Here is a 26,565-nt window from a genome sequence, read left to right on the forward strand (position 1 = left end):
ACTGTTCCTCCTTATGACTTAATAAAAGTATTGATTGAGAAATTTACCGATACCATCTTCATTATTAGTGCCGATTACTTGATCGGCAAGCTCTTTTAACGGCTGAATGGCATTGCCCATCGCAAGACCCATTCCTGCATATTCTATCATTTCATTGTCATTATCTTCATCACCAAAAGCGATAATGTTTTCGCGGCTGATGCCGAAATATTCAGCGACATACTTGACACCTACTGCTTTGTTGATGCCTTTTTTGACGATTTCAATGACGGGGTACGGCGCTCCCCAGCGACGGTGTTCAATGCTTTCAGCGTAAATTTCACTTAAATGCTGCCGAATAGAGGGGATATACTTTTCTTCCGCCTGAATTAAAATACTGGTCGGTCCTTCTGTTAAATTGGTCGTTAAGTCCCCTGTAGTGACCAGAGGATTGCCCATTGTAAAACCATCAAATAAATATTGATCATGATAATGAAAAAAGACATTATCTTTCACTTCAGCGATGACATTCTGGATATTCAATTGTTTGACCTGGGAGAATATTTCCTGCGCAATATTTAAATCGAGTGTCTCATGAATTGTCTTGAAAGTCATATTACCAGGATGATGGACGAAGGCGCCGTTGAAGTTTACGATAGGAGACGCCAGTCCGAGCTCCTGATAATAAATTTGACTTGCTCTGTAAGGTCTTCCGGTTGAGATGATGACTTCATGGCCATCTTTTATCAACGTCTGGATGATGGTCCGGGTATAAGGCGAAATGATTTTGTCATCCGTCAGTAAAGTGCCGTCCAGATCAAGACAGATTAAATGTTTGTCTGTCATAGTAACCGTTCCTTTCTATCTTCTATAGTTATCATATCATTTAATTGGCTATGTGAAAGTTATTTGATATAGTAGGAATAAGATGACAAGGAGTGATATTAAATGGAAGAAGCAATGAAAGACAGCATACTCGGAGCACTAGAAAATGTAATTGACCCGGAACTTGGCATAGATGTTGTCAATCTCGGGCTTGTCTATAATGTCGATATGGATGACGATGGAATTGCGACAGTGAGCATGACATTGACATCAATGGGCTGTCCGATGGGGCCGCAAATTATCGACCAGGTGAAGACAGCGCTCGGCGAACTGCCTGAGATTAAAGAGACGGTCGTCAACATCGTCTGGAACCCGCCATGGAACAAAGATATGATGAGCCGCTACGCTAAAATTGCTTTAGGCGTAAGCGGTTAAGCATCATTATATTGATGCAGGACGAATCTTTTTGATTCGTCTTTTTTTATGGGTTAAAAGATAAAAAAGAGGGCAAATAATTTGTGTGATGAATAGCAAGGTATTATAATTAATTTAAAGGTCAAATATAGTCAAACAATTAATGAGGTGAACTGATGAATATCGATAATATGACTTATAATGTCCAGTCTGCTATTGAATTTGCGCAGAATGATGCTGTGGCACGTAAAGTACAGGCTATTGAACCAGAAAGTCTGCTGCTGGCGTTCACTAATGATGCAGACAGTATGCTGACGACTGTTGTTGAGCGGTCGAACCTTGATATGAAAGAATATGTCAGACGACTGACTGAAAAATTAACAGGTCTGCCGCAGATCAGCGGTGATAACGTCCAGTACGGCCAGTATATGAGCGCCGGCTTGAACCAGCTGCTGCAGAAGGCCGAAACAGTTAAAAACACGATGGAAGATGATTACTTATCTGTTGAGCATTTAATTATTGCAGCGATGGAAGTTCATGACATCACTAAGCAGTTTGTTGGCAATAAAGCAGAAGTCATCAAAGAAATCATTACTCAAATCAGAGGGGGGAACCATGTGACAACTCAAAATCCAGAAGTACAGTATGAAGTACTCAAAAAATATGGCCGGGATTTAGTGGAGGAAGTGCGGAACGGCAAGATGGATCCAGTGATCGGCCGTGACGAAGAAGTGCGTAATACTATCCGTATTTTAAGCCGTAAAACAAAAAATAATCCTATATTGATCGGGGAGCCGGGGGTCGGTAAAACAGCGATCGTCGAAGGACTGGCGCAGCGTATCGTCCGGAAAGACGTTCCTGACTCCCTGCTGAACAAAACAATCTTTGAACTTGATTTAAGTGCATTAGTCGCCGGCGCAAAGTTTCGCGGGGAATTTGAAGAACGCTTGAAAGCCGTGCTGAAAGAAGTTAAAGACAGCAACGGAGAGATCATCCTGTTTATCGATGAGATTCACATGCTGGTTGGAGCAGGCAAGACAGACGGTGCGATGGATGCAGGTAATATGCTGAAACCGATGCTTGCACGTGGTGAACTGCACTGTATCGGTGCGACGACACTCAATGAATACCGCCAGTACATCGAGAAAGACTCAGCGCTTGAACGCCGCTTCCAGAAAGTGCATGTCGCTGAACCTGATGTGGAAGACACCATCTCGATTCTGCGCGGCCTGAAGGAGCGTTATGAAGTCCATCATGGTGTCAGAATTCAGGACAGAGCGCTTGTAGCTGCGGCTGAGTTATCAGACCGCTATATTACAGACCGCTTTCTGCCGGATAAAGCGATTGACCTTGTAGACCAGGCATGTGCGACCATCCGGACTGAGATGGGTTCTAAACCGACTGAACTCGACGCAGTTAACCGGCGTGTGCTGCAGCTGGAAATCGAAGAGAAGGCGTTGAAAAATGAGCAGGACACTCAAAGCATGAACCGCTTGAAAGAGCTGCAGAAAGAGCTTGCTGATGAGAAAGAGAAACAGCAGATTTTGACAGCGAAAGTAGATAAAGAAAAAGCGCAGATTCAAGTTGTGCAGGAGAAACGCAGCGAGCTCGATCAATATCGTCAGCAGCTGGAAGACGCACAGAACAATTATGATCTAGCTAAAGCTTCTGAACTGCAGTACGGAAAAATACCGGAGATTGAAAGAGAGCTTGCTGAACTTGAAGAAGAGTTTCAGGAAGAGACAAAAGGCACAGACCGCCTGATCCGTGAAGTAGTGACCGATGAGGAAATTGGCTATATCGTGTCACAGTGGACCGGAATTCCTGTTAGTAAGTTAGTTGAAACTGAGAAAGAAAAATTACTTAAACTCTCTGATATATTACATGAGCGGGTCGTCGGCCAGGAAGAAGCAGTCGACTTAGTAGCAGATGCTGTTGTCCGTGCACGTGCCGGTATTAAAGATCCGAACCGTCCAATTGGCAGCTTCTTGTTCCTTGGTCCGACCGGTGTCGGTAAGACAGAACTTGCTAAAACACTGGCAAGCACGATGTTCGATTCAGAGAAACATATGATCCGGATCGACATGAGTGAATATATGGAGAAACATGCTGTCGCACGCTTGATTGGTGCGCCTCCGGGATACGTCGGCTATGAAGAGGGCGGTCAGCTGACTGAAGCGGTCAGACGTCAGCCGTATTCCGTCATTCTGCTTGATGAAATCGAAAAGGCGCACAGCGATGTCTTCAACGTACTGCTGCAGCTGCTTGATGAAGGACGGCTGACGGATTCTAAAGGCCGTGTCGTCGACTTCAAGAACACCATCATCATTATGACAAGCAACATCGGTTCACAATATCTGCTTGAAGGAATTCAAGATGATGCAATCAGTGAGCAAGCACGCCAGCAAGTAATGACTGCGCTCCATCAGCATTTCAAACCGGAGATTTTAAACCGGATGGATGATATTATTTTATTCAGACCGTTAAGTGCGAATGATATGACTTATATTGTCGATAAAATTATTGCACAGTTAAACAGACGACTTAATGATCAGCATATGTCGATTGAAGTGACTGACGAAGTGAAGCAATGGGTCGCAAAAAAAGCCTATGAACCGCAGTTCGGTGCACGGCCGTTAAAACGGTTTGTCCAGCGCCAGATAGAGACGCCGCTTGCACGTTTACTGATACAGCATGACCTTGAAGAAGGAGCAAGAGTTGTCGTGACCATGGAGAATGGCCGGCCGAAGCTTGAACTGCAATAAAAAGGCGATGTAATCTTAATGATTACATCGCTTTTTTAATGTTCGCTATGATGCGGAACCGGGTCATCCGGCAGCGTCATTGAAATGAGAATGACCAATACGGCAAAGATGACAGATAACAGTGAAGCAGTCGCCAGATGAAGAGCCTGTCCGCCCCCCAAACTCATCAATACAAAGTTAATCATATGAACTAAAATGAATGACCAGACAAAAGTCATGATATATTGCATGTTTATATCCCCCATAAATCTTGATATAGTTATATTATAAAAGAGTTGCATTAAAAAGTATACCCTTACATTAAGAGGCGGAAGATGAAAAAACTACTGAGCGTGGCAGCTGTCCTTCTGTTGATAGGCGGCGGCATCTGGTTATTCAGACCGGAAAAAAAAGAACTGACAAGTGTCGGCTTTCTGTTCCCTGGTTCAATGTATGATCAGACATGGGGCACAGAAGGTTACAAAGGTATGCTGGATATCGTCCAGACTTATGATACAGCATTTTTTTATGAGCAGAATATTAATACACGGGTCAAAATGGAGAAGGCAATTAAAGAAATGGCAGCGAGGAAGGTCAATATACTCTTTGGTCAGGGTAAAGAGTTTTCCCAGGTGTTTAATGACCTGGCTTCACAATACCCTGATATAAACTTTGTCGTCTTCAATGGTAAATCGAAAGCAGAGAATGTCACTGCTGTGAATATCGACGGCTATTCCATGGGGTTTTTCAGCGGGATGGTGGCCGGACATCAGACCGACAATAATCGCATTGGCGTCATCGGGGCCTATAACACGCAGCCGGATATTAGAGGATTTATCGACGGGGCTCAGTACGAGAACCCGAAAGTCAAGGTTGTGGCGAATTACATCAGCACATTCGGCTACGATAACCGCGGAGAAATGCTTGCTGACCGGATGATTAAGCATGACCGTGTAGATGTCCTGTTTCCTGCAGCAGACGGAGTCAATGCGGATATCATGATGCTGCTGAAAGACCAGGACGTCTCAGGCATCGGCTACATCATTGATCAGAGCGGCTACGGGCCGCAGGTGCTGACCAGTCTTCAGCTGAACTTAGCGAAAGCCTATGCTGATATGGCAGACCGCTATACAAAAAATCAGCTGCAGGGCGGTACCTATTATTTCGGTGTTAAAGAAGGGATGGTCCAGCTCGGTGAATTCTCTTACCGTGTTGACCCGGAGTTTCAACAGGAGATCAATAAGCAGCTGAAACGCTATGAAAGTGAGCGGATACTGCCGAATGGCAGAAAAGATTCAAAAGACTACTTCGAGTCCTATTTAAAAGCCGACCATTGACAGTCACTTTATTTGAAAACTTCCTGAAACTGTGATAAATTAGTACCTGGTTATAACAACTGATTATAAGAAGGTGCTCATTTGAACGTAGGTATAAAAGGGATAGGAACATACATCCCGGAAAAAATAATGACAAACCATGATTTTGAGAAATTCCTGGATACATCGGATGAATGGATTTCAAAGATGACCGGAATTAAAGAACGACGCTTTGCGGCGGCAGATGAAGAAACAAGCGATATGGCCTTTATAGCGGCTGAAAAAGCGATTGCAGACGCAGGAATCGATAAAGATGAAATCGATATGATTATTGTGGCCACAGCAACAGGAGACCATAAATTTCCGGCGGTTGCCAATCAGCTGCAGGAAAGATTAGGCTTAAGGAATATCCCGTCAATGGACCAGCTGGCAGCGTGTACAGGCTTTATATACAGTATTGTCACAGCGCAGCAGTTTGTTCTGACCGGCATGTGCAGAAATATCCTTGTTATCGGTGCTGAAAAACTGTCAAAAATCGCTAATATGGAAGACCGCAATACGGCCATTCTGTTCGGTGACGGCGCGGGTGCAGTCATTATTGGCGAAGTCAGTCCGGGACATGGTATACTCAGCTCACTACTCGGCAGTGACGGGTCAGGCGGCAAATACTTATATGACCGTAAAGAAGATCAGCTGCTTGTAATGAATGGACGAGAAGTCTTTAAGTTTGCTGTACGGATTATGGGAGAGATGGCTACAGAAGTCGTTGCGAAAGCAGGTCTTAAGCCGGAAGATGTCGATATGTTCATTCCGCATCAAGCGAACATCAGAATTATGGAAGCATCCCGTGAACGACTGGGAATACCACGAGAAAAAATGAGTGTGACAATAGATAAATACGGCAATACTTCGGCAGCTTCAATCCCATTGTCGATGATGTACGAACTCGAACAAGGTAAGATCAAAGAAGGCAGTAATCTTGTGTTAGTAGGTTTTGGCGGCGGTCTGACGTATGGAGCTATTACATTAGTATGGGGAAAATAGGAGGAGACTATGAAGAAAAGAGTTGTGATCACAGGAATCGGGGCGTTAAGTCCTCTAGGGAATGATGCAAGAACAACATTTAACAATGCAATTGACGGTGTCAATGGTATTGACTATATTACGAGAATCGATACGACAGACTATGCTGTTAAAATTGCCGGTGAGTTAAAAGACTTCAATATTGAAGATCATATTCCAAAAAAAGATGCGAGAAAAATGGACCGCTTTACGCAGTATGCAATGGTAGCAGCAAGACAGGCCGTTGAAGACAGCAAGCTTGAAATCAATGATAATAACCGCGACCGTGTGGGTGTGTGGATCGGCTCTGGAATTGGTGGGATGGAGACATTCGAAAACTCATATGAACAGCTGCAGCAGCGTGGTCCTAACCGCGTCAGCCCGTTCTTTGTACCGATGATGATTCCCGATATGGCAACTGGTCAAGTTTCGATAGACCTTGGTGCACAAGGGCCGAACGGCTGTACCGTGACAGCATGTGCGACAGGAACAAACTGTATCGGTGATGCCTTCAGAATCATTCAGTACGGTGATGCAGATGTTATGGTCGCAGGCGGAACGGAAGCACCAATCACCAAAATGGGTATCGCAGGATTTATGGCAAATAAAGCACTGTCGTTTAACAATGACCCTGAAACTGCCTGCCGACCATTCCAGGAAGGCCGTGACGGTTTTGTTATGGGTGAAGGGGCAGGAATTGTCGTTCTTGAAGAACTGGAACATGCTAAAGCGCGTGGCGCACATATTTATGCTGAAGTAGTCGGCTATGGCAACAACGGGGATGCATTCCACATCACTGCGCCAGCACCGAACGGTGAAGGCGGTGTCAGAACGATGAAAATGGCACTGAAAGATGCAGGGATCACACCGGAAGAAGTGCAGTATTTAAATGCGCACGGCACAAGTACACCGATTGGTGACTTATATGAAACAATGGCCATTAAACAGGTGTTCGGTGAAGCAGTCAATCAACTAAAAGTTTCATCTACAAAATCAATGACGGGCCATTTACTGGGTGCGACAGGTGCAGTCGAAGCAATTATTACAGCGCTTGCCATTGAAAACAGTAAAGTTCCGCCGACTATTCATCAGGCAACACCGGATCCAGAATGTGATATCGACTATATTCCAGAGCATGCCCAGGACCTGGAGATTGAATATGCTTTATCTAACAGTCTAGGATTTGGTGGTCATAATGCAGTGCTCGTTTTCAAAAAATATCGTGACTAGCAATCAGTTATCTAAAAATCCGGATGGAATTAATTCCATCCGGATTTTTTTACTGCATATAGGACAAAAGCAGTGACAGCACTAAAGCAGCACTAGACGTTACAAGCAGCGGCACAGTAATAGCGTAGCGCTGCTGTCTGATTTTGATATCTTTTCTTGTATAGAGTTCGTCGTCTTCTAATGTCTCCCTGACTCTTTTAGGAGCAGTCATATAGTGAAAGCGTCTGAATGAATGCCCCATTATGCTGAACGCACCGTCTGAGAATAACAGGATCAGCAGGGAAAGACAGAAGAGCACGAGCGCTGCTAAAAACAGTGAATCAATGAACCCGATAGCTGTAAAGCCGTTAAACAACATGAGGATAAGTGTCAGCAGAAAAAGTAGCAGCAATGACAGCATAAAAAAATGACGTTTCAATGGCAACCTCCCAATATCAATCTACTAATAATTATTGTACATTAAAAAGCATTTTTATGTATATGATATTAATTTTTTTAATTAACAACAGACCGAGTGGTTGGTCTAATCGATTTCTTTAACTATAGTTATCAATTTTTATACTATAAAATGAATATTCTATTCAATAATTTACTTTAAAGCGTTAAAATAACTCGTAAAATCTTATAAATATAAAATTTCTGAATAAAAAATGTATTGCAAAAATTGTCAGTTAACATCTATAATAGTCATAGAGTTTTGGAAGAAACCAATGAAATGGGGTTAATAATTAAAAAGAAAATAGGCATTATATTATTCTGCTATATCAATCCGGATCAATTCGGCAATGTTTGTGCAGTTTAGTCACTTTAAGTGTATGACGTTTCATGAAAGGAACAGGCTTATGGAGGAATCACAATTATACAATAAAATGTAATATGCCACTATTTATGGATAATGGTATTAAATTTTATTAGTCTTCATTAATTAAATTGAAAAAGTAGTATGAATTATATGAAAATTTAGTTATTATAAATTATGTATATAAAATTTAAATACGAAGCTTAGATTAGAAGGAGGATTTTGAAGTATGTTAAAATTTGCGCTCAGACGTCTTGGTTACATGATCGTCACTTTATTTATCGTGGCAACGGCCACCTTCTTTTTAATGAAGTTAATGCCGGGAACACCTTACAATGATGAAAAGTTATCGGCAGAACAGAAGGTTATTGTCAATGAGAAATATGGCTTGAATGATCCTGCCGGCGTGCAATATGTGAACTATTTAAAGAAAGTAGCGACAGGCGACTTCGGGGTATCATTCCAATATGACAACAGAGCCGTCACTGATATTATTTTCCCTCGTTTAGGGCCATCCGCAGAAATCGGATTTTACGCGCTGGTCTTCGGCGTGATTGTCGGTATTTTACTAGGCGTTATCGCCGCGGTTAGACAGAATACATGGGTGGATTATTTATCAACGATATTCTCGGTGCTTGCTATCTCCATTCCTTCGTTCGTACTCGCTGTATTGCTGCAGTACTACTTCACAGTAAAGTATCAATTTTTCCCGGTTGCAGGATGGGAAGGTTTTAAATACGCGGTGCTGCCGGCATTAGCTTTATCCGCTGGTGTCATTGCAACAATTGCCCGCTATATCCGCTCTGAAATGATTGAAGTATTAGGCTCTGATTACATCACGCTCGCTAAAGCGAAAGGGAATACGACAAGCCGCGTCTTATTCGGTCACGCACTGCGTAATGCATTGATCCCGATTATTACGTTGATCGGTCCGATGACTGTCGGTATTTTGACAGGGGCACTGACAATCGAAACGATTTTCGGTATTCCAGGTCTCGGTGACCAGTTTGTACGGTCGATTCAGACGAATGACTATCCAGTCATCATGGCCTTAACATTATTTTTATGTTTACTGTTCATCATCGTATTGTTTGTAGTCGATGTATTATATGGGATTATTGACCCACGTATCCGTGTTCAAGGAGGTAAAGATTAATGGCTAATGAAGTTAACGGCAATCAAGTATATACGCATGCTGATTTAAATCAGGAGGCATCCACTAACAGAAGCCAACCATTCATACTGGCAAACCGCGAAGAGATTTTTGAAGAGAAAATTGAACGTAAAAGTAAAACGTTCTGGCAGGATGCATGGCTGCAGCTGCGCTCCAATAAAGGGGCAGTCGCCGGCCTCATTGGTCTGATTCTAATACTCATCATGGCATTCCTTGGACCTGCAATCAGCGGTCATACTTACCGGGCGCAAAATATCGACCATTCCAATCTCCCGCCGAAAATCGAAGCGTTGAAAGGCATCAGCTTCCTGCCATTCGACGGTAAAGATAAAGATGGCTTTGATCTGTACAAAGCGAAAGACATTAAAGAAAATTACTGGTTTGGTACAGATGAATTAGGGCGGGACCTCTTTACCCGTGTCTGGAAAGGAACACAGGTCTCTATATTGATCGGTATCGTTGCGGCACTGCTGGATGTGCTCATCGGGATTACATATGGTGCCATATCGGGCTTCTTCGGCGGCTGGGTGGATACACTCATGCAGCGTATCATTGAAGTCATTGCATCTGTTCCAAACTTAATCATCATGATCCTATTCGTTATCGTCTTTGATGCAAGTATCGTGACCATCATTCTTGCGATGTCACTGACCGGCTGGATCGGCATGAGCCGTATCGTCCGGGGTCAGTTCCTGAAGCTTAAAAGCCAGGAATATGTCATGGCCTCAAGAACGCTCGGGGCATCAAATTCCAGTTTAATCTTTAAGCATATTCTGCCGAATACTTTAGGACCGATTATCGTCACAGCGATGTTTTCTATTCCAAGTGCGATTTTCTTCGAATCTTTCTTAAGCTTTATCGGCTTAGGGATTCCTGCACCATTTGCATCTCTTGGTTCATTAGTGAATGACGGCCGTAAAATGCTGTTGATTCACCCGTATCAAATGTTTGTACCAGCGTTCATTCTAAGTTTTCTAATTCTATGCTTCTACCTATTTGGTGATGGTGTCCGTGATGCCTTCGATCCTAAAATGCGTAAATAAGGAGGAAATATAAATGGCTGAAAGAATATTGGAAGTAAGAAACCTAAAAGTTTCCTTCGACATTAATGCGGGGGAAGTCCAGGCAGTACGTGGCGTTGATTTCCATCTCGATAAAGCAGAGACACTGGCAATTGTAGGAGAATCAGGTTCAGGTAAATCGGTAACGACTAAAGCGATTATGCGTCTGTTGCCGACACCCCCAAGCCGTATTAAAGAAGGGCAGATTCTGTTCGATGGCAAAGATCTGGCGAAGCTGTCAGAAAAAGAAATGCAGAAAGTGCGCGGCAGAGATATTTCGATGATCTTCCAGGATCCGATGACGTCTCTTAATCCGACAATGAAAATCGGTAAACAGGTGATGGAGCCGCTTATTAAGCACCAGAAGTTATCTAAAGCAGATGCAAAAGCACGGGCGCTCGACATCCTTCATCTGGTCGGACTGCCTAATCCTGAAGGGCGATTCAACAATTATCCCCACCAGTTCTCAGGCGGTCAGCGTATCGTTATCGCGACGGCACTAGCCTGCGATCCGAAAATTCTGATTGCAGATGAACCGACAACAGCACTCGATGTAACGATTCAGGCGCAGATTCTGGAACTCATGAAAGACCTGCAAAAGAAGATTGACACGTCCATTATTTTCATTACCCACGACTTAGGTGTTGTTGCTAACGTCGCTGACCGTGTCGCTGTTATGTACGGCGGTCAGATTGTTGAGACAGGAACAGTAGATGAAATCTTCTACAATCCTAAACACCCTTATACATGGGGACTGCTATCATCTATGCCGAGCTTAGATACAGCGCAGGATACAGAATTACGTGCGATTCCGGGTACACCACCTGACTTGATCAAACCACCGGTCGGCGATGCATTTGCCCGTCGTTCTGAATACGCACTGCAGATTGACTTTGAACAGGAGCCGCCTTGGTACCAGGTGTCTAAAACGCACTTTGTGAAGTCATGGCTGATGGATCCGCAGGCTCCTGAAGTTGAGCTGCCGGAAATGGTCAAACTGAAGCAGCGCGACCTGCCTGGACAGTTTGATAAGCCGAGACAAGTAGAGGGGGTTAGCTTCTAATGAGAGATGATAGAATAAATAATCGTACAGATAATAAAAATGTCCGTATTATCGACGCGGATAATAATCAAGCAGCTGCAGCGGACGTGTCGAGCGACCGCCGCAGTGAGCTGCGGGAAGAACGTCCGTCATTAGTAGAAAACGATGCTCATACTATTGAGGATGGACCGCTGATTGTCGATGAAAATGAGATTGTTGAAGACGCTTCTCACTATTCAGAACGTGAGTTGAACAAGACGGAACTGACTGAAGCTGAGAAACATGCAGCAGGCTACAGCGCATATGGTGAAGGTAAAGAAAAGCTGATTGAAGTAGAACATCTGAAACAGTATTTCAATCAAGGGAAATCAAATGAAGTACGGGCAATTGACGATGTGACATTCGACATTTACCGGGGCGAAACACTTGGTCTCGTAGGTGAGTCCGGCTGTGGTAAATCAACAACAGGGCGCACATTGATCAAGCTGTATGACGCGACAGCCGGTAAAGTTGTTTTCGACGGGACAGATATACAGTCCATTAAACGAAAAAAAGATCTGCTTAAATTCAACAGACGCATGCAGATGATCTTTCAGGATCCTTATGCTTCACTGAACCCGCGTCTTAAAGTCATGGATATCATTGCTGAAGGGATTGATATTCACAAACTTGCGAAAAACCGGGAAGACCGGGCGAATCGCGTGTATGAGCTGCTGGAAACAGTAGGTCTCTCTAAAGAGCATGCCAATCGTTACCCGCATGAATTCTCAGGCGGTCAGCGTCAGCGTATCGGTATTGCCCGTGCGCTGGCAGTAGAGCCGGAATTCATCATTGCGGATGAGCCGATTTCAGCACTGGACGTATCGATTCAAGCGCAGGTTGTCAACTTGATGCTGAAGCTGCAAAGAGAACGCGGACTGACATTCCTGTTCATTGCGCATGACTTATCCATGGTTAAATATATTTCAGACCGTATAGGTGTCATGTACTTCGGCAAAATTGTGGAAATCGGTCCGGCCGATGCCATCTACAATAACCCGCTGCATGAGTACACAAAATCATTGTTGTCAGCTATCCCGCTGCCGGATCCAGAATCTGAACGTACACGGGTCAGAAAAACTTACAATCCGGATGTCCATGCGTATACAGCAGATGACGTTCTTGAGCTGCGTGAAGTAGCACCGGATCATTACGTCTACTGTTCACCAAAAGAATATGAAGTATTAAAAGCAAACTACGATTACAGCTATGCTCATGCTTAGCAGAAACTTTGACTGTTAAAATGCAGTCGAAGTTTTTTCATATCGAAAAACGAGAATGAAAAAAACTAATATCCATATTGCATATATATAAAAAAATATAACTAGGAAATATTGATATTATATTTATATTCAATATTTATTTATATTAATCTAACATTTAAACGCTTTAATGCATGAATATAAAAAATAAAATATTCAAAAAAATCAATAAATGTATAAAATAGCTATTGCTAAGTTCAAATTTATAAAATATAATTAACACAAATCTTCTGAAAATTCTTGCAGAGTGATTTTAGAAAACGTCGGGGGGCTTATAAGTATGAAGAAGAAGAGTACATTATTTCTGGCATCATTAATCGCAGTATCTGGTTTCACTGCTGCTTGTTCAAGCAGCGGAAATGATAAAGATTCAAAGAGCGGATCTGGCACGGCAAGTAAATCAGGTGGAAATGAACAAGTATTGCATTTACTCTCCAGTTCAGATATTCCATCAATGGACTCAGCGTTAGCGACTGACCAAGTATCATTTGATGTGTTCAACCAAACGTTAGAAGGTTTATACACGCTGGATAAAAACGATAAGGCTGTTCCAGGTGTTGCTGAAGGAGAACCGCAAAAATCTGCTGACGGTAAAACTTGGACAATCAAACTTCGTAAAGACGCTAAATGGTCAAACGGCGATCCAGTTACTGCGAATGACTTCGTCTACTCATGGCGCCGTACATTAGATCCTAAAACAGGTGCAGAATATGCTTACATCATGTATGACCTCAAAAATGCGACTGCCATTAACGAAGGTAAATTAAAACCTGAAGAACTAGGCGTTAAAGCGGTCGATGACCATACATTACAGATTCAACTGGAAAAGGCAGTTCCTTACTTCCAGGAATTACTGGCATTCGGTACGTTTATGCCGCAGAACCAGAAATTTGTTGAAGCAAAAGGCGACAAATATGGTACAACGGCAGAAAATACTTTATCAAATGGTCCTTTCGTCTTAGACAAATGGGAAACAGAAAAAGAATTTGTTCTTAAGAAAAATGATAAGTACTGGGATAAAGACAAAGTTAAGTTAAAAGAAGTAAACTATCAGATCATCAAAGATACGAATACTGCCCTTAACTTATACACTACCGGAAAAGTTGATTCTGTTGGTTTAACAGCTGAAAACGTTGATAAATACAAAAAAGACTCTGACTTCCAGACTGAACTCGATGCCTCTACTTATTTCATCCGCATCAATGAAAAGAAAAATAAAGATCTGGCCAACAAAAACTTACGTTTAGCAATTGCAAAATCAATCAATAAAGAAAAATTAGTTGATACATTACTGAACAACGGTTCTGTGGCAGTCGATACGTTAATGCCGAAAGACTTCGTCAAAGGTCCGGATGGTAAAGACTATATTGACGGCGTTAAATCACCATTAAATTATGACAAAGAAGAAGCTAAAAAATACTTGGATAAAGCAAAAGCTGAATTAGGCAAAGACAAATTCGAATTTGAATACTTAACATATGATGCTGATACTTCTAAAAAAGCTGCCGAATATGTGAAAGAACAAATCGAATCTCACTTACCGGGCGTTACGCTTAAGATCAAGCAGCAGCCGTTCAAACAAAAGCTTGCACTTGAATCTAAAGATGATTATGAACTGTCATTCGCAGGTTGGGGCCCTGACTATCCAGACCCAATGACATTCCTTGATATGTTCGTAACAGACGGAACTCACAACCAGACAGGCTGGTCAAACAAAGAGTACGACAAAATGCTTGCTGACGCTAAAGGACCACTTCTTCAGAAGATTGATGAGCGCTGGAAAACATTACAGGATGCAGAAAACTTATTCTTAAAAGATGCAGTAGTTGTTCCAATGTATCAGGCTGGTGTATCCCGCTTACGTCAAGAATATGTTAAAAACTTTGTCACTCACAAATTTGCCGGTGACTCTACACTTAAAGAAGCGTATATCGAAGGCAAAAAATAATGAAGTAGTAAAAGTAAAGAAGACTCAGGATATCCTGAGTCTTCTTTACTTTCTTTTGCGGCCGAGCCCCATTGCGTTCTCCATCTTCTTCAGCATTTTATTTGCTTTCAGTGAAGCCCTCTCAGCACCACGGTCAAGTATCGCATCCAGCTCTGGTGATTCCATGTAATAATTATATTTCTCCTGGAACTGTGTAATGAACGTCACCATGACGTCAGCTAAATCTGATTTGAATTCACCGTAACCTTTTCCGTCGTATTTCGCTTCAAGGTCACTGATCGGTGTTTCGGTAATAATAGAATAAATGCTGAGCAGGTTGGAGACGCCGGGTTTATGTTCTTTGTCATATTTCACTGTGCCATCAGAATCCGTGACAGCACTTTTGATTTTCTTCGCGACTGCCGACGGTGTGTCAAGCAGTGAGATAAAACCTTTTGTATTGGTATCAGATTTGCTCATTTTTTTCGTCGGTTCCTGCAGACTCATGACGCGGCCGCCGACTTTCGGCATTCTGATTTCCGGCATCGTGAAAATGTCGTTATAGCGCTGATTAAAGCGGGCAGCCAGGTCACGTGTCAACTCAAGGTGCTGCTTCTGATCTTCGCCGACTGGCACAAGGTCAGTGCTGTACAGGAGAATGTCTGCAGCCATCAGCGGCGGATAAGTTAAGAGTCCTGCAGGAATGCCTTCTTTACGGTCTTTCGCTTTATCCTTGAACTGTGTCATACGTTCCAGTTCACCGATAGTGGAAATAGTCGTCAGCATCCATCCGGCCTGTGCGTGAGCCGGCACCTCTGACTGTATGAAGAGCGTGATCTTATCAGGATCGAGTCCGCTTGCAAGGTACAAAGCAGCGAGTGACCGGATATTTTTTCTGAGCGCCGCCTTGTCCTGTGGCACAGTGATCGCATGCTGGTCAACTATACAGAAATAGCAGTCATAATCATTTTGAATATCAACAAATTGTTTTAATGCACCGATGTAGTTTCCGATAGTCGGAACACCGCTCGGCTGAATGCCTGAGAATAAAGTTTTCATCGTCTGTCCTCCAAAATTTATATTTACTATTGTACACTATTTCATTCAAGGTTAAAATGAAGCTGTGTTAAGAACTGCTTGATGACTACAGCTTAGAAAGAAATTCAAATTATTTGAAATTCTTCATTGTTTCTCATTTAATTTTAATGTTATGAATTTATAATAATATTATCAGTACAACAGAAGTTGATATCGATTTCTTGCTATCTTGACGTTTATATGAAGCAGGAGAGGGAATATTTAACTAACTGCTGATACATGAGACAATTGACAGACTACATATACAAATAGGAGAGTGAGATGTATGGTAACATTATTTACTTCACCAAGTTGCACATCTTGCCGTAAAGCGAAAGCATGGTTACAAGAACATGATATTCCGTATACGGAGCGCAATATTTTTTCTGATAACTTAACAATTGATGAAATTAAAGCGATTTTACGCATGACTGAAGATGGAACAGACGAAATCATTTCTACACGTTCTAAAACCTTCCAAAAATTAAATATCGATATTGATGCAATGCCATTACAGGACTTATATGAAATCATTCAGCAGCACCCGGGGCTCTTACGCCGTCCGATCATTCTGGATGAGAAACGTCTGCAGGTGGGTTATAACGAAGATGAAATCCGTCGTTTTCTTCCACGTAAAGTTCGTACATTCCAGCTGCTTGAAGCACAACGAATGGTGGATTAATCACATTGAAACAGCTGTCGCCTGCGACAGCTGTTTTTCGTGATTGGTGTAATCAAATTACTATGTTTTTTCCTTCCGTTATAATACAATGAGATTACTATTCATTCAGAGATGGAGGGATACATAATGAGAATAGAACGCATTAATGATGTAACCATCAAATTTTATTTAACATATACTGACCTTGAAGAGCGGGGGTTCAAACAAGACGAGCTATGGACGAACCGCAAAAAGGGTGAAGAATTCTTCTGGTCTATGATGGAAGAAGTGAACCAGGAAGAAGAGTTTGTCATTGAAGGGCCTCTCTGGATTCAAGTGCACGCGTTTGATAAAGGAATCGAGTTTGTAGTGACAAAGTCCCGCAACGATGAATTTATGCATTTACCTGAAGAAGAATCGGACGACCGGCTGGAATATCAGGTCAATGAGTTTCTGAATAAAGCGATAGAAAATGATCATGATCTGACGAACCTTTTGACCGGTGAACAGAATGAGCAGAAGCCGCTGTTCAGTGATGATATTCTCGTACAGTTCAGTGATCTTGAGACAGTGATACAGTTCAGTCATTCTCATGAGTTTGAACAGGTGGATTTCGAGGACCTGCTTTATATGCAAGACGGCAAGTATTATTACTACGTGCAGTTCGATAAGAGCACACCGTTCGATATTATTGACGGCTACGTCGCCCATGTCTTTGAATATGCAGATCATACGACAATCAGTCGTGACTGGCTTGAAGAGTATGGGAAAGTCGTTATGAGCCATAACGTCCGTCATCAGGTGAAACGCTACTTCAAAGCGAATTAATGAAGTTTATATAAACTTAATAAAGCAAATCAACACTTCCTGCGATTATAAAGTAGGAGGTGTTTTTGTGCTTATTGCTGTGAATGATGAAGGACACTATGTGTCAGCAGACAGGGCAGCAGGGAAAGGGTTCAAGTGTCCTGTCTGTCTGAGCCCGGTTATATTAAAGAAAGGCCGCTATAAAATCCCGCACTTCTCTCATCAGCGTATACAGGACTGTTTCAAATCTACTTATAAACAGGAATCAGCGGCACATTTAGCCGGTAAACATGAACTTTACCGGCTGGCGCAGCATGAACATGTCGCCATGGAGTATTACTTACATGACATTGAACAGATTCCGGATATACTTGTGAACAATAAACTGGCACTCGAGATCCAGCTGTCTGTTATTCCGGTCACGACACTGATAGAGCGGACTTACGGCTACCGGAGAATTGGAATGGACGTCATCTGGATTGCCGCTGAGGAATCATTGAAGAAAGAAGGACAGGCACTCAAGCTGACGCTCTTTCAGAGGAGCATGGTTAATGCATCAATGCGCCGGCTGATCACTTATGATGCCGGCAAGAACAAATTTTATCGCTATCAATTGACAGGTCTTACAGAAAGCATGGCAGTCATGTATAAGCGTCAGCAAATAACGGCGGTCAATGAATTGATGAATATTCATGACGGTCCGTCATCGTCCCAGTGCCTGCTGATCAGTGAGAGCGCTCGTGACAGCTATATCCGCCGCTGTCAGAGCAAAAAAAGCGTCCTTGAACCGACGCTCAGCGCCTTGTACCAGCTGAGAATCAACTGGCAGCAGCTGCCCGAAGAGCTGGGGATCATTGTGCCCAGTCAGTTTTATATCAGAACACATCCTATTCAGTGGCAGAGCCGGCTGCGGCTGCTGGTGATCCGCGATGAGTTCACCATGCAGAAGTTTAAGGAGGAGCTTGATTTCTTTGTCTATTATGCCAGTGACCTTGATCATGAACAGCTCACCAAACAATTACTTCAGGAATATCGCGAAGCGGTCAGGAACTTATACGTGCAAATTTAATTGAAAAATGAGAAAATTATAGCAATCAATCTTTTGGGAGGCAATGATGGCTGAAATGATAACACGTGAACAACAACTTGAAGAAAACACATGGGATTTAACAAAGATTTTTCCGAGCGATGCTGCATTTGAAGAAGCGTTCAAAGAAGTGGAAAGTTATCTTGGACGTGAGGAGGAAGTGAAAGGAACGCTTGCACAAAGCGCTCAGCAGTTATTAAACGGCTTACTGCTGGAAACAGAAATTGATGAGAAACTCGGCAAAGTATATGTCTATGCGCACTTAAAGCATGACCAGGATACATCAAACGATACATATACAGCAATGGAGCAGCGTGCAGCGGCACTTGCTGCACAGTTCGGCAGCGCATGGAGCTTCATGATGCCGGAGCTGATGACCATCAGCGAAGAGCAGCTCAACCAGTTTGTAGCAGAGAATGCAGGGCTGCAGCGCTTCAAGTTCGATCTTGAACGCATCAATAAGAAGCGAGCGCATGTATTGTCCGATAAAGAGGAGAAGCTGCTGGCAGAAGCAGGGGAAGCACTCAGCACCCCGAGCAATGTCTTCGGCATGTTCAATAATGCAGACCTTGCGTTCAATGATATTGCAGATAAAGACGGCAAGCTGCATCCGTTGTCTCAAGGAACATACGTGCAGTATCTGGAATCAAGTGACAGAGTGCTGAGAGAGAATGCCTATAAGGAGATATACCGCAACTACGGACAGTTCAAAAATACCCTTGCTCAGACACTTGCCGGCAAAGTGAAGGCCGCAGTGTTTTCCAGTAAGGTGAGAGGCTATGCGTCACCACGTCAGCAGGCGCTGGCGAATAACGATATTCCTGAAGCGGTCTATGACAACTTAATCAAGACCATCCATGACCATCTTCCACTGCTGCATCGTTATACGGCGCTGCGGAAAGAACTGCTCGGACTCGATGATATGAAAATGTATGATATGTATACATCACTTGTCCAGGATGAGAAGTTTGAAGTGACATATGACGAGGCAAAAGAGTGGGTGCTCAATTCTCTGAAGCCGATGGACGAGGAATACACCGAAGTCATCGAAGAAGGATTCAATAACCGCTGGGTCGATGTTTATGAGAACAAAGGAAAGAGAAGCGGTGCATACTCTTCAGGGACTTATGGCACTAACCCTTACATTCTGATGAACTGGACAAATAACGTCAACAATACATTTACACTGACTCATGAATTCGGTCATTCAGCGCACAGCTACTTCTCGCGCCGGAATCAGCCGTCAAATATGTCAGGCTATTCAATATTCGTCGCAGAAGTGGCTTCAACATGTAATGAAGCACTGCTCGCGCATCATATGTACCATACACTCAATGATGAGAAGAAAAAACTCTATCTGCTGAATTATCAGCTGGAAGGCTTCCGGGGCACAGTGTTCAGACAGACGATGTTCGCTGAGTTTGAACATTTAATTCATACACTCGCCCAGAACAATGAACCACTGACTGCAGAACGCCTGAATAAAGAATATCTTGAACTGAACAGAACGTATTATGGTGATGCCGTGGTGCATGATGACTACATCCAGAGTGAGTGGAGCAGAATCCCGCATTTCTACTATAATTATTATGTCTATCAGTATGCGACAGGCTACAGTGCGGCACTTGCATTAAGCGATCAGATTCTGAAGGAAGGTCAACCGGCTGTTGACCGCTATATCAATTCGTTCCTGAAAGCAGGCAGCTCTGACTATCCGATAGAAGTACTGAAAAAAGCAGGCGTAGATATGACAACGAGCGAACCGATAGAAAAAGCATGTCAAGTTTTCGAAGAACGACTGAATGAATTCGAGCGCTTGATCAAAGCAGCACGCTAAAAACAGAGAATGCGTTTTCATTATGTCAGAATTGTGAAATCGGGCTTTAAAGGTTGAATGGCCTATATATTCATGATATTATACAAACATGAAATTTATCACAAACCAAACATACCCCTTTGTTTGAGTGAAAATTTCTCCCATCCCCTTTGTTTAAATACCGTGTAATCAGACACGGTATTTTTTTATTGATTTTTAATAATGACCGCATAAAAAACGACTTATCAATGATGATAAGTCGTTTTTTATGCGGTCGTGCAGTTACATGGCCTCTTTTTTGCGCCAGTACTGACCGGTATGATAGGTCACTGCTTCTATTTTGTTCATCAGCTTTAATTTCTTCAGTTCCCGTGACAGTACATTTTTAGGCCATTCATAGATGATCTCTAACTCGCTTTCACTTACCAGTTCATTCTCAATGATATATTCATCGATCTTCGGCGGCAGTTCTTTCTCTATCGTATGGCTGATCAGTTCGTTAATAATATAAGTATAAATCGCGTACTGCTGTATTCCCTCGACTTTAAGGCCGTCGTCTTCAAAATTCTCATTGAAGAACACAAGTGTCGGCGACATCGTGACTTCCATTTCCCTTGAAATATGCTGATCCACTTTCAGTGAATTTGTGACATGAACGCTTTTAATGTCAGTCTGAAATGTCTCGATATCAAGCCGTGCCTTTTGTGCGCAGTCCATGATGAGTTCACGGGTAATGATATCCTGTTTCGGCATAATTTCATTCTGCACGAAGCGCAGAAACATTCCAGCTTTTTTCCTGCCCTGTAATTCTGCTGCTTTATAGGCAAGGGCGATATTATCATCTTCTGTTGTGCTCTGTGCCTGGCACTTTGTCAGCACTCGCAGCGTGGGCAGCAGTATTTGCTTAATCTCAACATACTGGCTGTATTCAATTTGAAGTTTGCGCAGCACTGCTTTCAATTCCCAGCAGTCTTTGCAGAACGGATCAAAAAATGAATATATTTCTACCTTCTTCACCGGCTGAAGGGAGAGACACTTTTCATTATGAATGACCTGTAAATGTTTCATGCTTTCACCTACAATTTTATTCAGTGTTTACCATATGTGTCGCAGTCAATGACAGACGTTCAAAGATATAGTTCTTTACTGGCTCATCAATTTCAAAGTCATCGAGTGCCCTGTGCATGTTCTCAAGCCACGCATCGCGTGCGGCCGGCGTTATTTGAAAGGGCAGATGCCGCATGCGCAGCATCGGATGACCATGTTCTTCAGTATAAAGAGACGGGCCTCCAAGAAATTGCGTTAAAAACTGTTTCTGCTTACGTGCTGTTTCATTCAGCTCGGCAGGAAAGAGATGGTTGATGCGGTCGTCCGCCTTGACATAATCATAGAAACGGTCAATCACCGCATATAATTTTTCCTGTCCGATTGCTTCATAAGGGCTTGTCAATGTGATCACCTTTTTATTAAATATATCATGTTGGTTATATTATTAAAGTTATTTGCCTATCAGTTCGCTGCGTCTCGTATAGAACCGCTGAACTTTATTCATGGCAGTTTTTTTGGGGACCGCATAGTCTATAAGAAACTGTTCGAACTGCTCATGACCACTCTCGTAGTCCTGCGCTTCAAATTCCACTTCGTAATCTTCACAATCAAGGTAACAGCTTGCATCCAGCACAAGCAGACCACTGTCATAAGGTGTCTCTCTTCGTTCAGTCGATAAGGCACCGACAATCAGCAGCCGTGACAAATCAATGGGATATGTCGTCAGCTGGTCATGAATATTGGAAGGAAGGGCAGCCGGCGGAATATATTGGTCGTCCAGCAGATGATCCGCTACTTCTCCGTGATACTCCATCACGCCGATCTCCTGAGGGATTTTAAGCGTCATCATCTGACGGCCTTTACTATCTCTTATTCGCAGGGCAATCTTCTGGTCGATGAACTGATGATCCGGTGTATCGATATAAAAATTCGTATGAGTGACAGGTTCAATGTCCTTGAACAGAGAATCCCGGAGTTTTGCGAAAGTTTCATAGTCCAGTAAATTTTTGAATTCAATTTCTAGTTCTTCCAAAGCAATCCCCTCCATACAAGAATTATCGCTGACAATATAAATGAAGTAAAGGGATAAGCTATAGTACGACTTACTTTTATTTTGTGTTAAAATATCTATGTTAAGGGAGAGATTATTATGAATTTACATGTCAATGAAATTAAATTGGTGGACGATTCTGTCCATGTATTTACAGAGGAAGAACAGCTGGCTGTGACGCCTGCGGGGCAGCTGCTGACAGATAGCGATCATTTTCAATTTGTCTATTTGCTGGATGATGGTGATGTTTACCATCATTTGAGGTTCGTCGAGGAGACATGGCGGATGATGAACGAATACAAAGAGAAGAAATGGTATTTATACGGTACAATTGAGCTCGAATATTTCAGTGAAGAATTCACTATGCTGCTTGATAATATTGAAGGAAACCATAACTACGGGAAGCCTTTTGTTGAGCGCGTGGAAGAAGTCTTTGAACTGTAAAAACAGAGGTGAGACAGATGAATCAATGGGATATATTTTTAGCACCTTATAAACAGGCGATTGATGAACTGAAGATTAAGTTGAAGGGGATTCGTAAGCAGTATGAACGGGAAGGTAAATCTTCACCCATTGAATTTGTGACGGGTAGAGTGAAACCGATACCGAGCATCATTGAAAAAGCGAATCAAAGAGGTATCCAGTTTGATAAGCTGTCAGAGGAAATGTACGATATTGCCGGGCTGCGCATGATGTGTCAGTTTGTAGATGATATCGATATTGTCGTTGAACTGCTGAAAAACAGAAAAGATTTTGAAGTTGTCGAAGAACGTGACTACATTAAAGATACGAAAGAGAGTGGTTACCGCTCTTATCACGTCATCGTCAAATATCCGATTGAAACGTTGGACGGCCAGCGCTTTATTCTTGCTGAAATTCAGATTAGAACGCTGGCGATGAATTTCTGGGCAACGATTGAACATACACTGCGCTATAAATATGATGGTGATTATCCGCCGGAAATCCAGCACAGGCTGGAACGTGCGGCAGAGGCCGCTTATTTATTGGATGAAGAGATGTCTGAAATACGTGAAGAGATTAAAGAGGCGCAGAAATATTATACAGAACAGCGAAGTGAACTAAGATAGGGGTGAGTCAGCTGAAATATGCGATTCTTTCTAAAGGGGATTCAAAAAGTAATGCATTGACACAGAAGATGAAAAGTTATATGAAAGACTTCAAGATGATACAAGATGACGATGAACCTGATATTGTCATCTCTGTCGGTGGTGACGGGACGTTGCTTCAGGCTTTCCATACATATAGTCACCGGCTTGATGACTGCAGTTTTGTCGGTGTGCATACCGGTCATCTCGGCTTCTATGCGGACTGGCTGCCTCATGAAGTCGAACGGTTGATCATCGCCATCAACAACGAACCGATTCAGCGCATTGAATATCCGCTGATTGAAGTGATTGTCCGCTATACGAACGGCGGAAGAGAATCCCGCTATTTAGCTTTAAATGAAGCGACGATCAAGACGCATAACGGCGCGACGCTCGTCGTTGATGTAGATATTCGCGGTGAACAGTTCGAACGCTTCAGGGGCGACGGCCTCTGTATGTCGACACCGAGCGGTTCGACCGCCTATAACAAGGCGCTCGGCGGTGCCTTGATTCATCCGTCGCTTGAGGCGATGCAGATGGCGGAGATCGCTTCGATTAATAACCGGGTGTTCAGGACAGTCGGCTCACCGCTTGTGCTGCCGAAGCATCATACCATCCATGTGACGCCGGTCAACCGGGGCATGCTGCAGCTGACGATTGACCATATTGCAAGTGATCATCAAGGCATCTCATCCATTCAGTACCGGGTAGCTGATGAAAAGATCAAGTTCGCGAGATTCAGACCGTTCCCGTTCTGGAAACGCGTCCATGACTCCTTTATTGCGAGTGAATGATGAAGATTACTTATACAGCTGACGCGCAAATGCTGCTCCGGGACTTTTTGCAGCGGCAGAATATATCAAAGAAAAGTTTGAGCGCCATTAAACAGAATGGCGCTTTACTTGTGAATGAAGTGCCGGTCACTGTACGCTATATGCTGGCTCAAGGCGAGCAGGTGACCGTCTGTCTTCCGGCTGAACAGCCGAGCAGAAGTTTGAGGCCGAGTGCCGGCCGGTTGACTATTATATATGAAGATAATTATTTGTGTGTCGTCTCAAAACCAGCGGGTATCAGCACGATGCCTTCTCAGCTGCATCCGCATGATAGCCTGCTCGAACGCACGCTGCATCACTTCATAGAGAACAAGGAAACAGGTATACCTCATATTGTGACGCGGCTGGACCGCAATACAAGTGGAATCGTCGTGTTTGCCAAACATCAATTGATTCATCATCTGATGACGGACAGTATAACGAAGACGTATCTCTGTGCAGCGTGCGGTAAAATCCCGGCAGCAGGAATGATTGATTGTCCGATCGGCAGAAAGAGCGACTCTATTATTGAACGGCATATTACAGCAGACGGCAAGCAGGCGCTCACAACTTTCATTGCGCTTCATCGAAGCAATGATTATAGTGTGGCTCTGGTCAAGCTGCATACCGGTCGGACACATCAAATTCGTGTGCATTTTCAGGCGATCGGCCATCCGCTTGCCGGAGATACTCTTTATGGTCATGACACACGGCTTGCAAGGCAGGCGCTGCATGCCTTCCAGATAGAATTTGTCCATCCTTTTACAGAGGTGTCTATTATTCTTCAGGATGCCCCGCCGGAGGATTTGAGAAGCCTGATACCTATGTTATAATGAATTGTATTTTTTAGGAGGTGAGCGCATGGCAGAAGAATTAGAAGAGCAATTATACGATAAAGAATTACTCGATGAATTGCTTGAACATCATCATATTGATCGATTTAGAGAAGTCTTCCTTGCGCTGCACATTTATGAACAAGGGGAGTACTTCACAGAATCGGATGAAAATAAACGGAGCATCATGTACCAGATGCTGTCTCCGCAGGAAGTGGCTGAATTTGTAGAGCAGACAGAACTAGAGAACTATGACCAAGTATTTGAGACGATGGATGCCATCTTTGCAAGTCAGATGTTAAGTGAAATGTCCTATGACAACGCAGTGGATATTTTAAATGAGCTGCCGAAAGCCAAAATCGCCGGCCTGCTTCTGTTGATGGATAAAGAAGCGGCGGGAGAAGTGAAAGCCTTGCTGCATTATGAGGAGGATACGGCCGGGGGTCTGATGACGACCGAATACATTTCCGTTTCATCATTGATGACTGTGCGTGAAGCGATGCTGCAGTTGAAGGAGCAGGCACCGAGCGCTGAAACGATTTACTATATTTTTATCGTGAATGACCGCAATCAGCTGGTCGGTGTCATCTCTTTAAGAGATTTAATCGTGGCGGAGAATGACGCTTATATTGAAGACGTGATGAATGAACGGGTTATCAGTGTAAATGTTGCTGATGACCAGGAAGACGTCGCTATGGTCGTAAGAGACTACGACTTACTGGCACTGCCGGTAGTAGATTACCAGAACCATCTGCTCGGTATCATCACGATTGATGATATCGTTGACGTTATCGATGAAGAGGCAAGTGAGGATTACTCCAAACTTGCCGGTGTCAGTGATATTGACTCCGTTGATGACTCTGTATTTGATACAGCGAAGAAACGGCTGCCCTGGCTTGCCGCACTGACAATCATGGGAATGGGAACAGCAACAATTCTTGGAAGCTTTCAAGAGACGCTCGAGCATGTAGCACTGCTGGCGGCTTTTATTCCTATAATCGGCGGGATGGCCGGAAATTCCGGCACACAAAGCCTCGCTGTCGTTGTCCGCGGGATCTCTACCGGAGAAATAGAAGGACAGAACAAGGTCAAGCTGGCTATAAGGGAAGCGGGCTCAGGTCTATTGACCGGTTTCAGCTGTGCATTCCTATTATTCGCTATTATCTGTATCGTCTATAAAAAGCCTGTCCTCGCAGTCATCGTAGCAGTCAGTTTAACGATTGCGATGACTGTCGCGACACTTGCCGGTGCTTTAGTTCCAATTATCATGCACCGTATTAACATTGATCCCGCGGTGGCAAGCGGACCGTTTATTTCAACGATCAATGATATTATCAGTATGCTCATCTATTTCGGACTGGCCACAACATTTATGAGCTACTTATCATAGGGGG

The 26,565-nt window shown here is 43.3% G+C and carries 26 protein-coding genes; 19 read left to right on the forward strand and 7 right to left on the reverse strand.

Annotated elements, in window-relative coordinates:
• Window positions 1-18: 18 nt before the first annotated feature.
• Window positions 19-825, reverse strand: coding sequence for a Cof-type HAD-IIB family hydrolase (locus tag ERX35_RS01465; RefSeq protein ID WP_149458129.1), 807 nt, complete (start codon window positions 823-825; stop codon window positions 19-21).
• A 102-nt stretch (window positions 826-927) separates the two neighbouring features.
• On the opposite strand from ERX35_RS01465, the gene ERX35_RS01470 reads away from it, so the two are divergent.
• Window positions 928-1,239, forward strand: a complete 312-nt coding sequence (locus ERX35_RS01470) for a metal-sulfur cluster assembly factor (protein ID WP_149458130.1) — start codon at window positions 928-930, stop codon at window positions 1,237-1,239.
• 155 nt (window positions 1,240-1,394) lie between these two features.
• Window positions 1,395-3,983: an ATP-dependent chaperone ClpB gene (gene clpB / locus ERX35_RS01475; protein WP_149458131.1), complete on the forward strand. Its 2,589-nt coding sequence runs from the start codon at window positions 1,395-1,397 to the stop codon at window positions 3,981-3,983.
• A 35-nt stretch (window positions 3,984-4,018) separates the two neighbouring features.
• Here clpB and ERX35_RS01480 read toward each other — a convergent pair whose 3' ends face one another.
• Window positions 4,019-4,213, reverse strand: a complete 195-nt coding sequence (locus tag ERX35_RS01480) for a YjzD family protein (RefSeq protein ID WP_149458132.1) — start codon at window positions 4,211-4,213, stop codon at window positions 4,019-4,021.
• Between the two features lie 84 nt (window positions 4,214-4,297).
• Here ERX35_RS01480 and ERX35_RS01485 point away from each other — a divergent pair, with 84 nt between their 5' ends.
• From ERX35_RS01485 to fabF, 3 genes are all read left to right on the forward strand, one after another.
• Complete coding sequence (locus ERX35_RS01485; RefSeq protein ID WP_149458133.1) at window positions 4,298-5,299, forward strand: BMP family ABC transporter substrate-binding protein; 1,002 nt, start codon at window positions 4,298-4,300, stop codon at window positions 5,297-5,299.
• Between the two features lie 81 nt (window positions 5,300-5,380).
• Window positions 5,381-6,322, forward strand: coding sequence for a beta-ketoacyl-ACP synthase III (locus ERX35_RS01490; RefSeq protein WP_149458134.1), 942 nt, complete (start codon window positions 5,381-5,383; stop codon window positions 6,320-6,322).
• 9 nt (window positions 6,323-6,331) lie between these two features.
• The gene (gene fabF / locus ERX35_RS01495) at window positions 6,332-7,570 is read left to right on the forward strand and encodes a beta-ketoacyl-ACP synthase II (protein ID WP_149458135.1); all 1,239 of its coding nucleotides are present in this window, start codon (window positions 6,332-6,334) and stop codon (window positions 7,568-7,570) included.
• 49 nt (window positions 7,571-7,619) lie between these two features.
• Here fabF and ERX35_RS01500 read toward each other — a convergent pair whose 3' ends face one another.
• On the reverse strand, window positions 7,620-7,988 hold the full coding sequence (locus ERX35_RS01500; RefSeq protein ID WP_149458136.1) for a DUF3899 domain-containing protein: 369 nt from the start codon (window positions 7,986-7,988) through the stop codon (window positions 7,620-7,622).
• A gap of 610 nt (window positions 7,989-8,598) precedes the next feature.
• On the opposite strand from ERX35_RS01500, the gene opp3b reads away from it, so the two are divergent.
• The 5 genes from opp3b (at window position 8,599) to ERX35_RS01525 (ending at window position 14,895) form a co-directional block, all read left to right on the forward strand.
• Window positions 8,599-9,525, forward strand: a complete 927-nt coding sequence (gene opp3b / locus ERX35_RS01505) for an oligopeptide ABC transporter permease (RefSeq protein ID WP_149458137.1) — start codon at window positions 8,599-8,601, stop codon at window positions 9,523-9,525.
• Window positions 9,525-10,586: an oligopeptide ABC transporter permease gene (gene opp3C, locus ERX35_RS01510; protein ID WP_149458138.1), complete on the forward strand. Its 1,062-nt coding sequence runs from the start codon at window positions 9,525-9,527 to the stop codon at window positions 10,584-10,586. The genes opp3b and opp3C overlap by 1 nt, the downstream gene beginning before the upstream one ends.
• Window positions 10,587-10,599: 13 nt before the next feature.
• Entirely contained in the window at window positions 10,600-11,667 is a 1,068-nt protein-coding gene (locus ERX35_RS01515; RefSeq protein ID WP_149458139.1) for an ABC transporter ATP-binding protein, read from the forward strand.
• Between the two features lie 242 nt (window positions 11,668-11,909).
• A complete protein-coding gene (locus ERX35_RS01520; protein ID WP_149458342.1) occupies window positions 11,910-12,908 on the forward strand; it encodes an ABC transporter ATP-binding protein in 999 nt (332 codons plus the stop codon).
• A gap of 319 nt (window positions 12,909-13,227) precedes the next feature.
• On the forward strand, window positions 13,228-14,895 hold the full coding sequence (locus tag ERX35_RS01525; protein WP_149458140.1) for a peptide ABC transporter substrate-binding protein: 1,668 nt from the start codon (window positions 13,228-13,230) through the stop codon (window positions 14,893-14,895).
• A 45-nt stretch (window positions 14,896-14,940) separates the two neighbouring features.
• On the opposite strand, the gene trpS is transcribed toward ERX35_RS01525, so the two are convergent.
• The gene (gene trpS / locus ERX35_RS01530) at window positions 14,941-15,933 is read right to left on the reverse strand and encodes a tryptophan--tRNA ligase (RefSeq protein ID WP_149458141.1); all 993 of its coding nucleotides are present in this window, start codon (window positions 15,931-15,933) and stop codon (window positions 14,941-14,943) included.
• A gap of 304 nt (window positions 15,934-16,237) precedes the next feature.
• Here trpS and spxA point away from each other — a divergent pair, with 304 nt between their 5' ends.
• The 4 genes from spxA to pepF all read left to right on the forward strand — a co-directional run bounded on the left by spxA (window position 16,238) and on the right by pepF (window position 20,343).
• A complete protein-coding gene (spxA, locus tag ERX35_RS01535; RefSeq protein WP_133443350.1) occupies window positions 16,238-16,633 on the forward strand; it encodes a transcriptional regulator SpxA in 396 nt (131 codons plus the stop codon).
• Between the two features lie 126 nt (window positions 16,634-16,759).
• Window positions 16,760-17,440, forward strand: coding sequence for an adaptor protein MecA (gene mecA, locus ERX35_RS01540; RefSeq protein WP_149458142.1), 681 nt, complete (start codon window positions 16,760-16,762; stop codon window positions 17,438-17,440).
• A gap of 67 nt (window positions 17,441-17,507) precedes the next feature.
• Complete coding sequence (locus tag ERX35_RS01545) at window positions 17,508-18,488, forward strand: competence protein CoiA (protein ID WP_170234499.1); 981 nt, start codon at window positions 17,508-17,510, stop codon at window positions 18,486-18,488.
• Window positions 18,489-18,534: 46 nt separating this feature from the next.
• On the forward strand, window positions 18,535-20,343 hold the full coding sequence (gene pepF / locus ERX35_RS01550; protein WP_149458144.1) for an oligoendopeptidase F: 1,809 nt from the start codon (window positions 18,535-18,537) through the stop codon (window positions 20,341-20,343).
• 261 nt (window positions 20,344-20,604) lie between these two features.
• Here the strand turns inward: pepF and ERX35_RS01555 are convergent, their stop codons facing one another.
• From ERX35_RS01555 to ERX35_RS01565, 3 genes are read right to left on the reverse strand one after another with little or no spacing between them, the layout of a single operon-like run.
• Window positions 20,605-21,390 (reverse strand): DsbA family protein, encoded by a 786-nt coding sequence (locus ERX35_RS01555; protein WP_149458145.1) that lies wholly within the window; start codon window positions 21,388-21,390, stop codon window positions 20,605-20,607.
• Between the two features lie 16 nt (window positions 21,391-21,406).
• On the reverse strand, window positions 21,407-21,772 hold the full coding sequence (locus tag ERX35_RS01560) for a globin domain-containing protein (RefSeq protein WP_149458146.1): 366 nt from the start codon (window positions 21,770-21,772) through the stop codon (window positions 21,407-21,409).
• Between the two features lie 48 nt (window positions 21,773-21,820).
• A complete protein-coding gene (locus tag ERX35_RS01565; RefSeq protein ID WP_170234500.1) occupies window positions 21,821-22,402 on the reverse strand; it encodes a CYTH domain-containing protein in 582 nt (193 codons plus the stop codon).
• 117 nt (window positions 22,403-22,519) lie between these two features.
• Between ERX35_RS01565 and ERX35_RS01570 the strand changes: the two genes are divergently transcribed.
• Genes ERX35_RS01570 through mgtE form a run of 5 tightly spaced genes read left to right on the forward strand, consistent with a single transcriptional unit; the run spans window position 22,520 to window position 26,561 of the window.
• Window positions 22,520-22,864, forward strand: coding sequence for a UPF0738 family protein (locus ERX35_RS01570; RefSeq protein ID WP_149458148.1), 345 nt, complete (start codon window positions 22,520-22,522; stop codon window positions 22,862-22,864).
• Between the two features lie 17 nt (window positions 22,865-22,881).
• Window positions 22,882-23,508, forward strand: coding sequence for a GTP diphosphokinase (yjbM, locus tag ERX35_RS01575; RefSeq protein ID WP_149458149.1), 627 nt, complete (start codon window positions 22,882-22,884; stop codon window positions 23,506-23,508).
• An 11-nt stretch (window positions 23,509-23,519) separates the two neighbouring features.
• A complete protein-coding gene (locus ERX35_RS01580) occupies window positions 23,520-24,320 on the forward strand; it encodes an NAD kinase (protein WP_149458343.1) in 801 nt (266 codons plus the stop codon).
• Window positions 24,320-25,171 (forward strand): RluA family pseudouridine synthase, encoded by an 852-nt coding sequence (locus ERX35_RS01585; protein ID WP_149458150.1) that lies wholly within the window; start codon window positions 24,320-24,322, stop codon window positions 25,169-25,171. The genes ERX35_RS01580 and ERX35_RS01585 overlap by 1 nt, the downstream gene beginning before the upstream one ends.
• A 28-nt stretch (window positions 25,172-25,199) precedes the next feature.
• On the forward strand, window positions 25,200-26,561 hold the full coding sequence (gene mgtE, locus ERX35_RS01590; protein WP_149458151.1) for a magnesium transporter: 1,362 nt from the start codon (window positions 25,200-25,202) through the stop codon (window positions 26,559-26,561).
• Window positions 26,562-26,565: the final 4 nt, after the last annotated feature.

This window comes from Macrococcus equipercicus (genome assembly GCF_004359525.2).
GTDB lineage: Bacteria > Bacillota > Bacilli > Staphylococcales > Staphylococcaceae > Macrococcus > Macrococcus equipercicus.

Bases quoted from the DNA above. Each gene is read 5' to 3' on its own strand.
- ERX35_RS01465 (WP_149458129.1), bottom strand. From the start codon at position 825: ATGACAGACAAACATTTAATCTGTCTTGATCTGGACGGCACTTTACTG.
- ERX35_RS01470 (WP_149458130.1), top strand. From the start codon at position 928: ATGGAAGAAGCAATGAAAGACAGCATACTCGGAGCACTAGAAAATGTA.
- clpB (WP_149458131.1), top strand. From the start codon at position 1,395: ATGAATATCGATAATATGACTTATAATGTCCAGTCTGCTATTGAATTT.
- ERX35_RS01480 (WP_149458132.1), bottom strand. From the start codon at position 4,213: ATGCAATATATCATGACTTTTGTCTGGTCATTCATTTTAGTTCATATG.
- ERX35_RS01485 (WP_149458133.1), top strand. From the start codon at position 4,298: ATGAAAAAACTACTGAGCGTGGCAGCTGTCCTTCTGTTGATAGGCGGC.
- fabF (WP_149458135.1), top strand. From the start codon at position 6,332: ATGAAGAAAAGAGTTGTGATCACAGGAATCGGGGCGTTAAGTCCTCTA.
- opp3b (WP_149458137.1), top strand. From the start codon at position 8,599: ATGTTAAAATTTGCGCTCAGACGTCTTGGTTACATGATCGTCACTTTA.
- opp3C (WP_149458138.1), top strand. From the start codon at position 9,525: ATGGCTAATGAAGTTAACGGCAATCAAGTATATACGCATGCTGATTTA.
- ERX35_RS01515 (WP_149458139.1), top strand. From the start codon at position 10,600: ATGGCTGAAAGAATATTGGAAGTAAGAAACCTAAAAGTTTCCTTCGAC.
- ERX35_RS01525 (WP_149458140.1), top strand. From the start codon at position 13,228: ATGAAGAAGAAGAGTACATTATTTCTGGCATCATTAATCGCAGTATCT.
- trpS (WP_149458141.1), bottom strand. From the start codon at position 15,933: ATGAAAACTTTATTCTCAGGCATTCAGCCGAGCGGTGTTCCGACTATC.
- spxA (WP_133443350.1), top strand. From the start codon at position 16,238: ATGGTAACATTATTTACTTCACCAAGTTGCACATCTTGCCGTAAAGCG.
- mecA (WP_149458142.1), top strand. From the start codon at position 16,760: ATGAGAATAGAACGCATTAATGATGTAACCATCAAATTTTATTTAACA.
- pepF (WP_149458144.1), top strand. From the start codon at position 18,535: ATGGCTGAAATGATAACACGTGAACAACAACTTGAAGAAAACACATGG.
- ERX35_RS01555 (WP_149458145.1), bottom strand. From the start codon at position 21,390: ATGAAACATTTACAGGTCATTCATAATGAAAAGTGTCTCTCCCTTCAG.
- ERX35_RS01570 (WP_149458148.1), top strand. From the start codon at position 22,520: ATGAATTTACATGTCAATGAAATTAAATTGGTGGACGATTCTGTCCAT.
- yjbM (WP_149458149.1), top strand. From the start codon at position 22,882: ATGAATCAATGGGATATATTTTTAGCACCTTATAAACAGGCGATTGAT.
- ERX35_RS01585 (WP_149458150.1), top strand. From the start codon at position 24,320: ATGAAGATTACTTATACAGCTGACGCGCAAATGCTGCTCCGGGACTTT.
- mgtE (WP_149458151.1), top strand. From the start codon at position 25,200: ATGGCAGAAGAATTAGAAGAGCAATTATACGATAAAGAATTACTCGAT.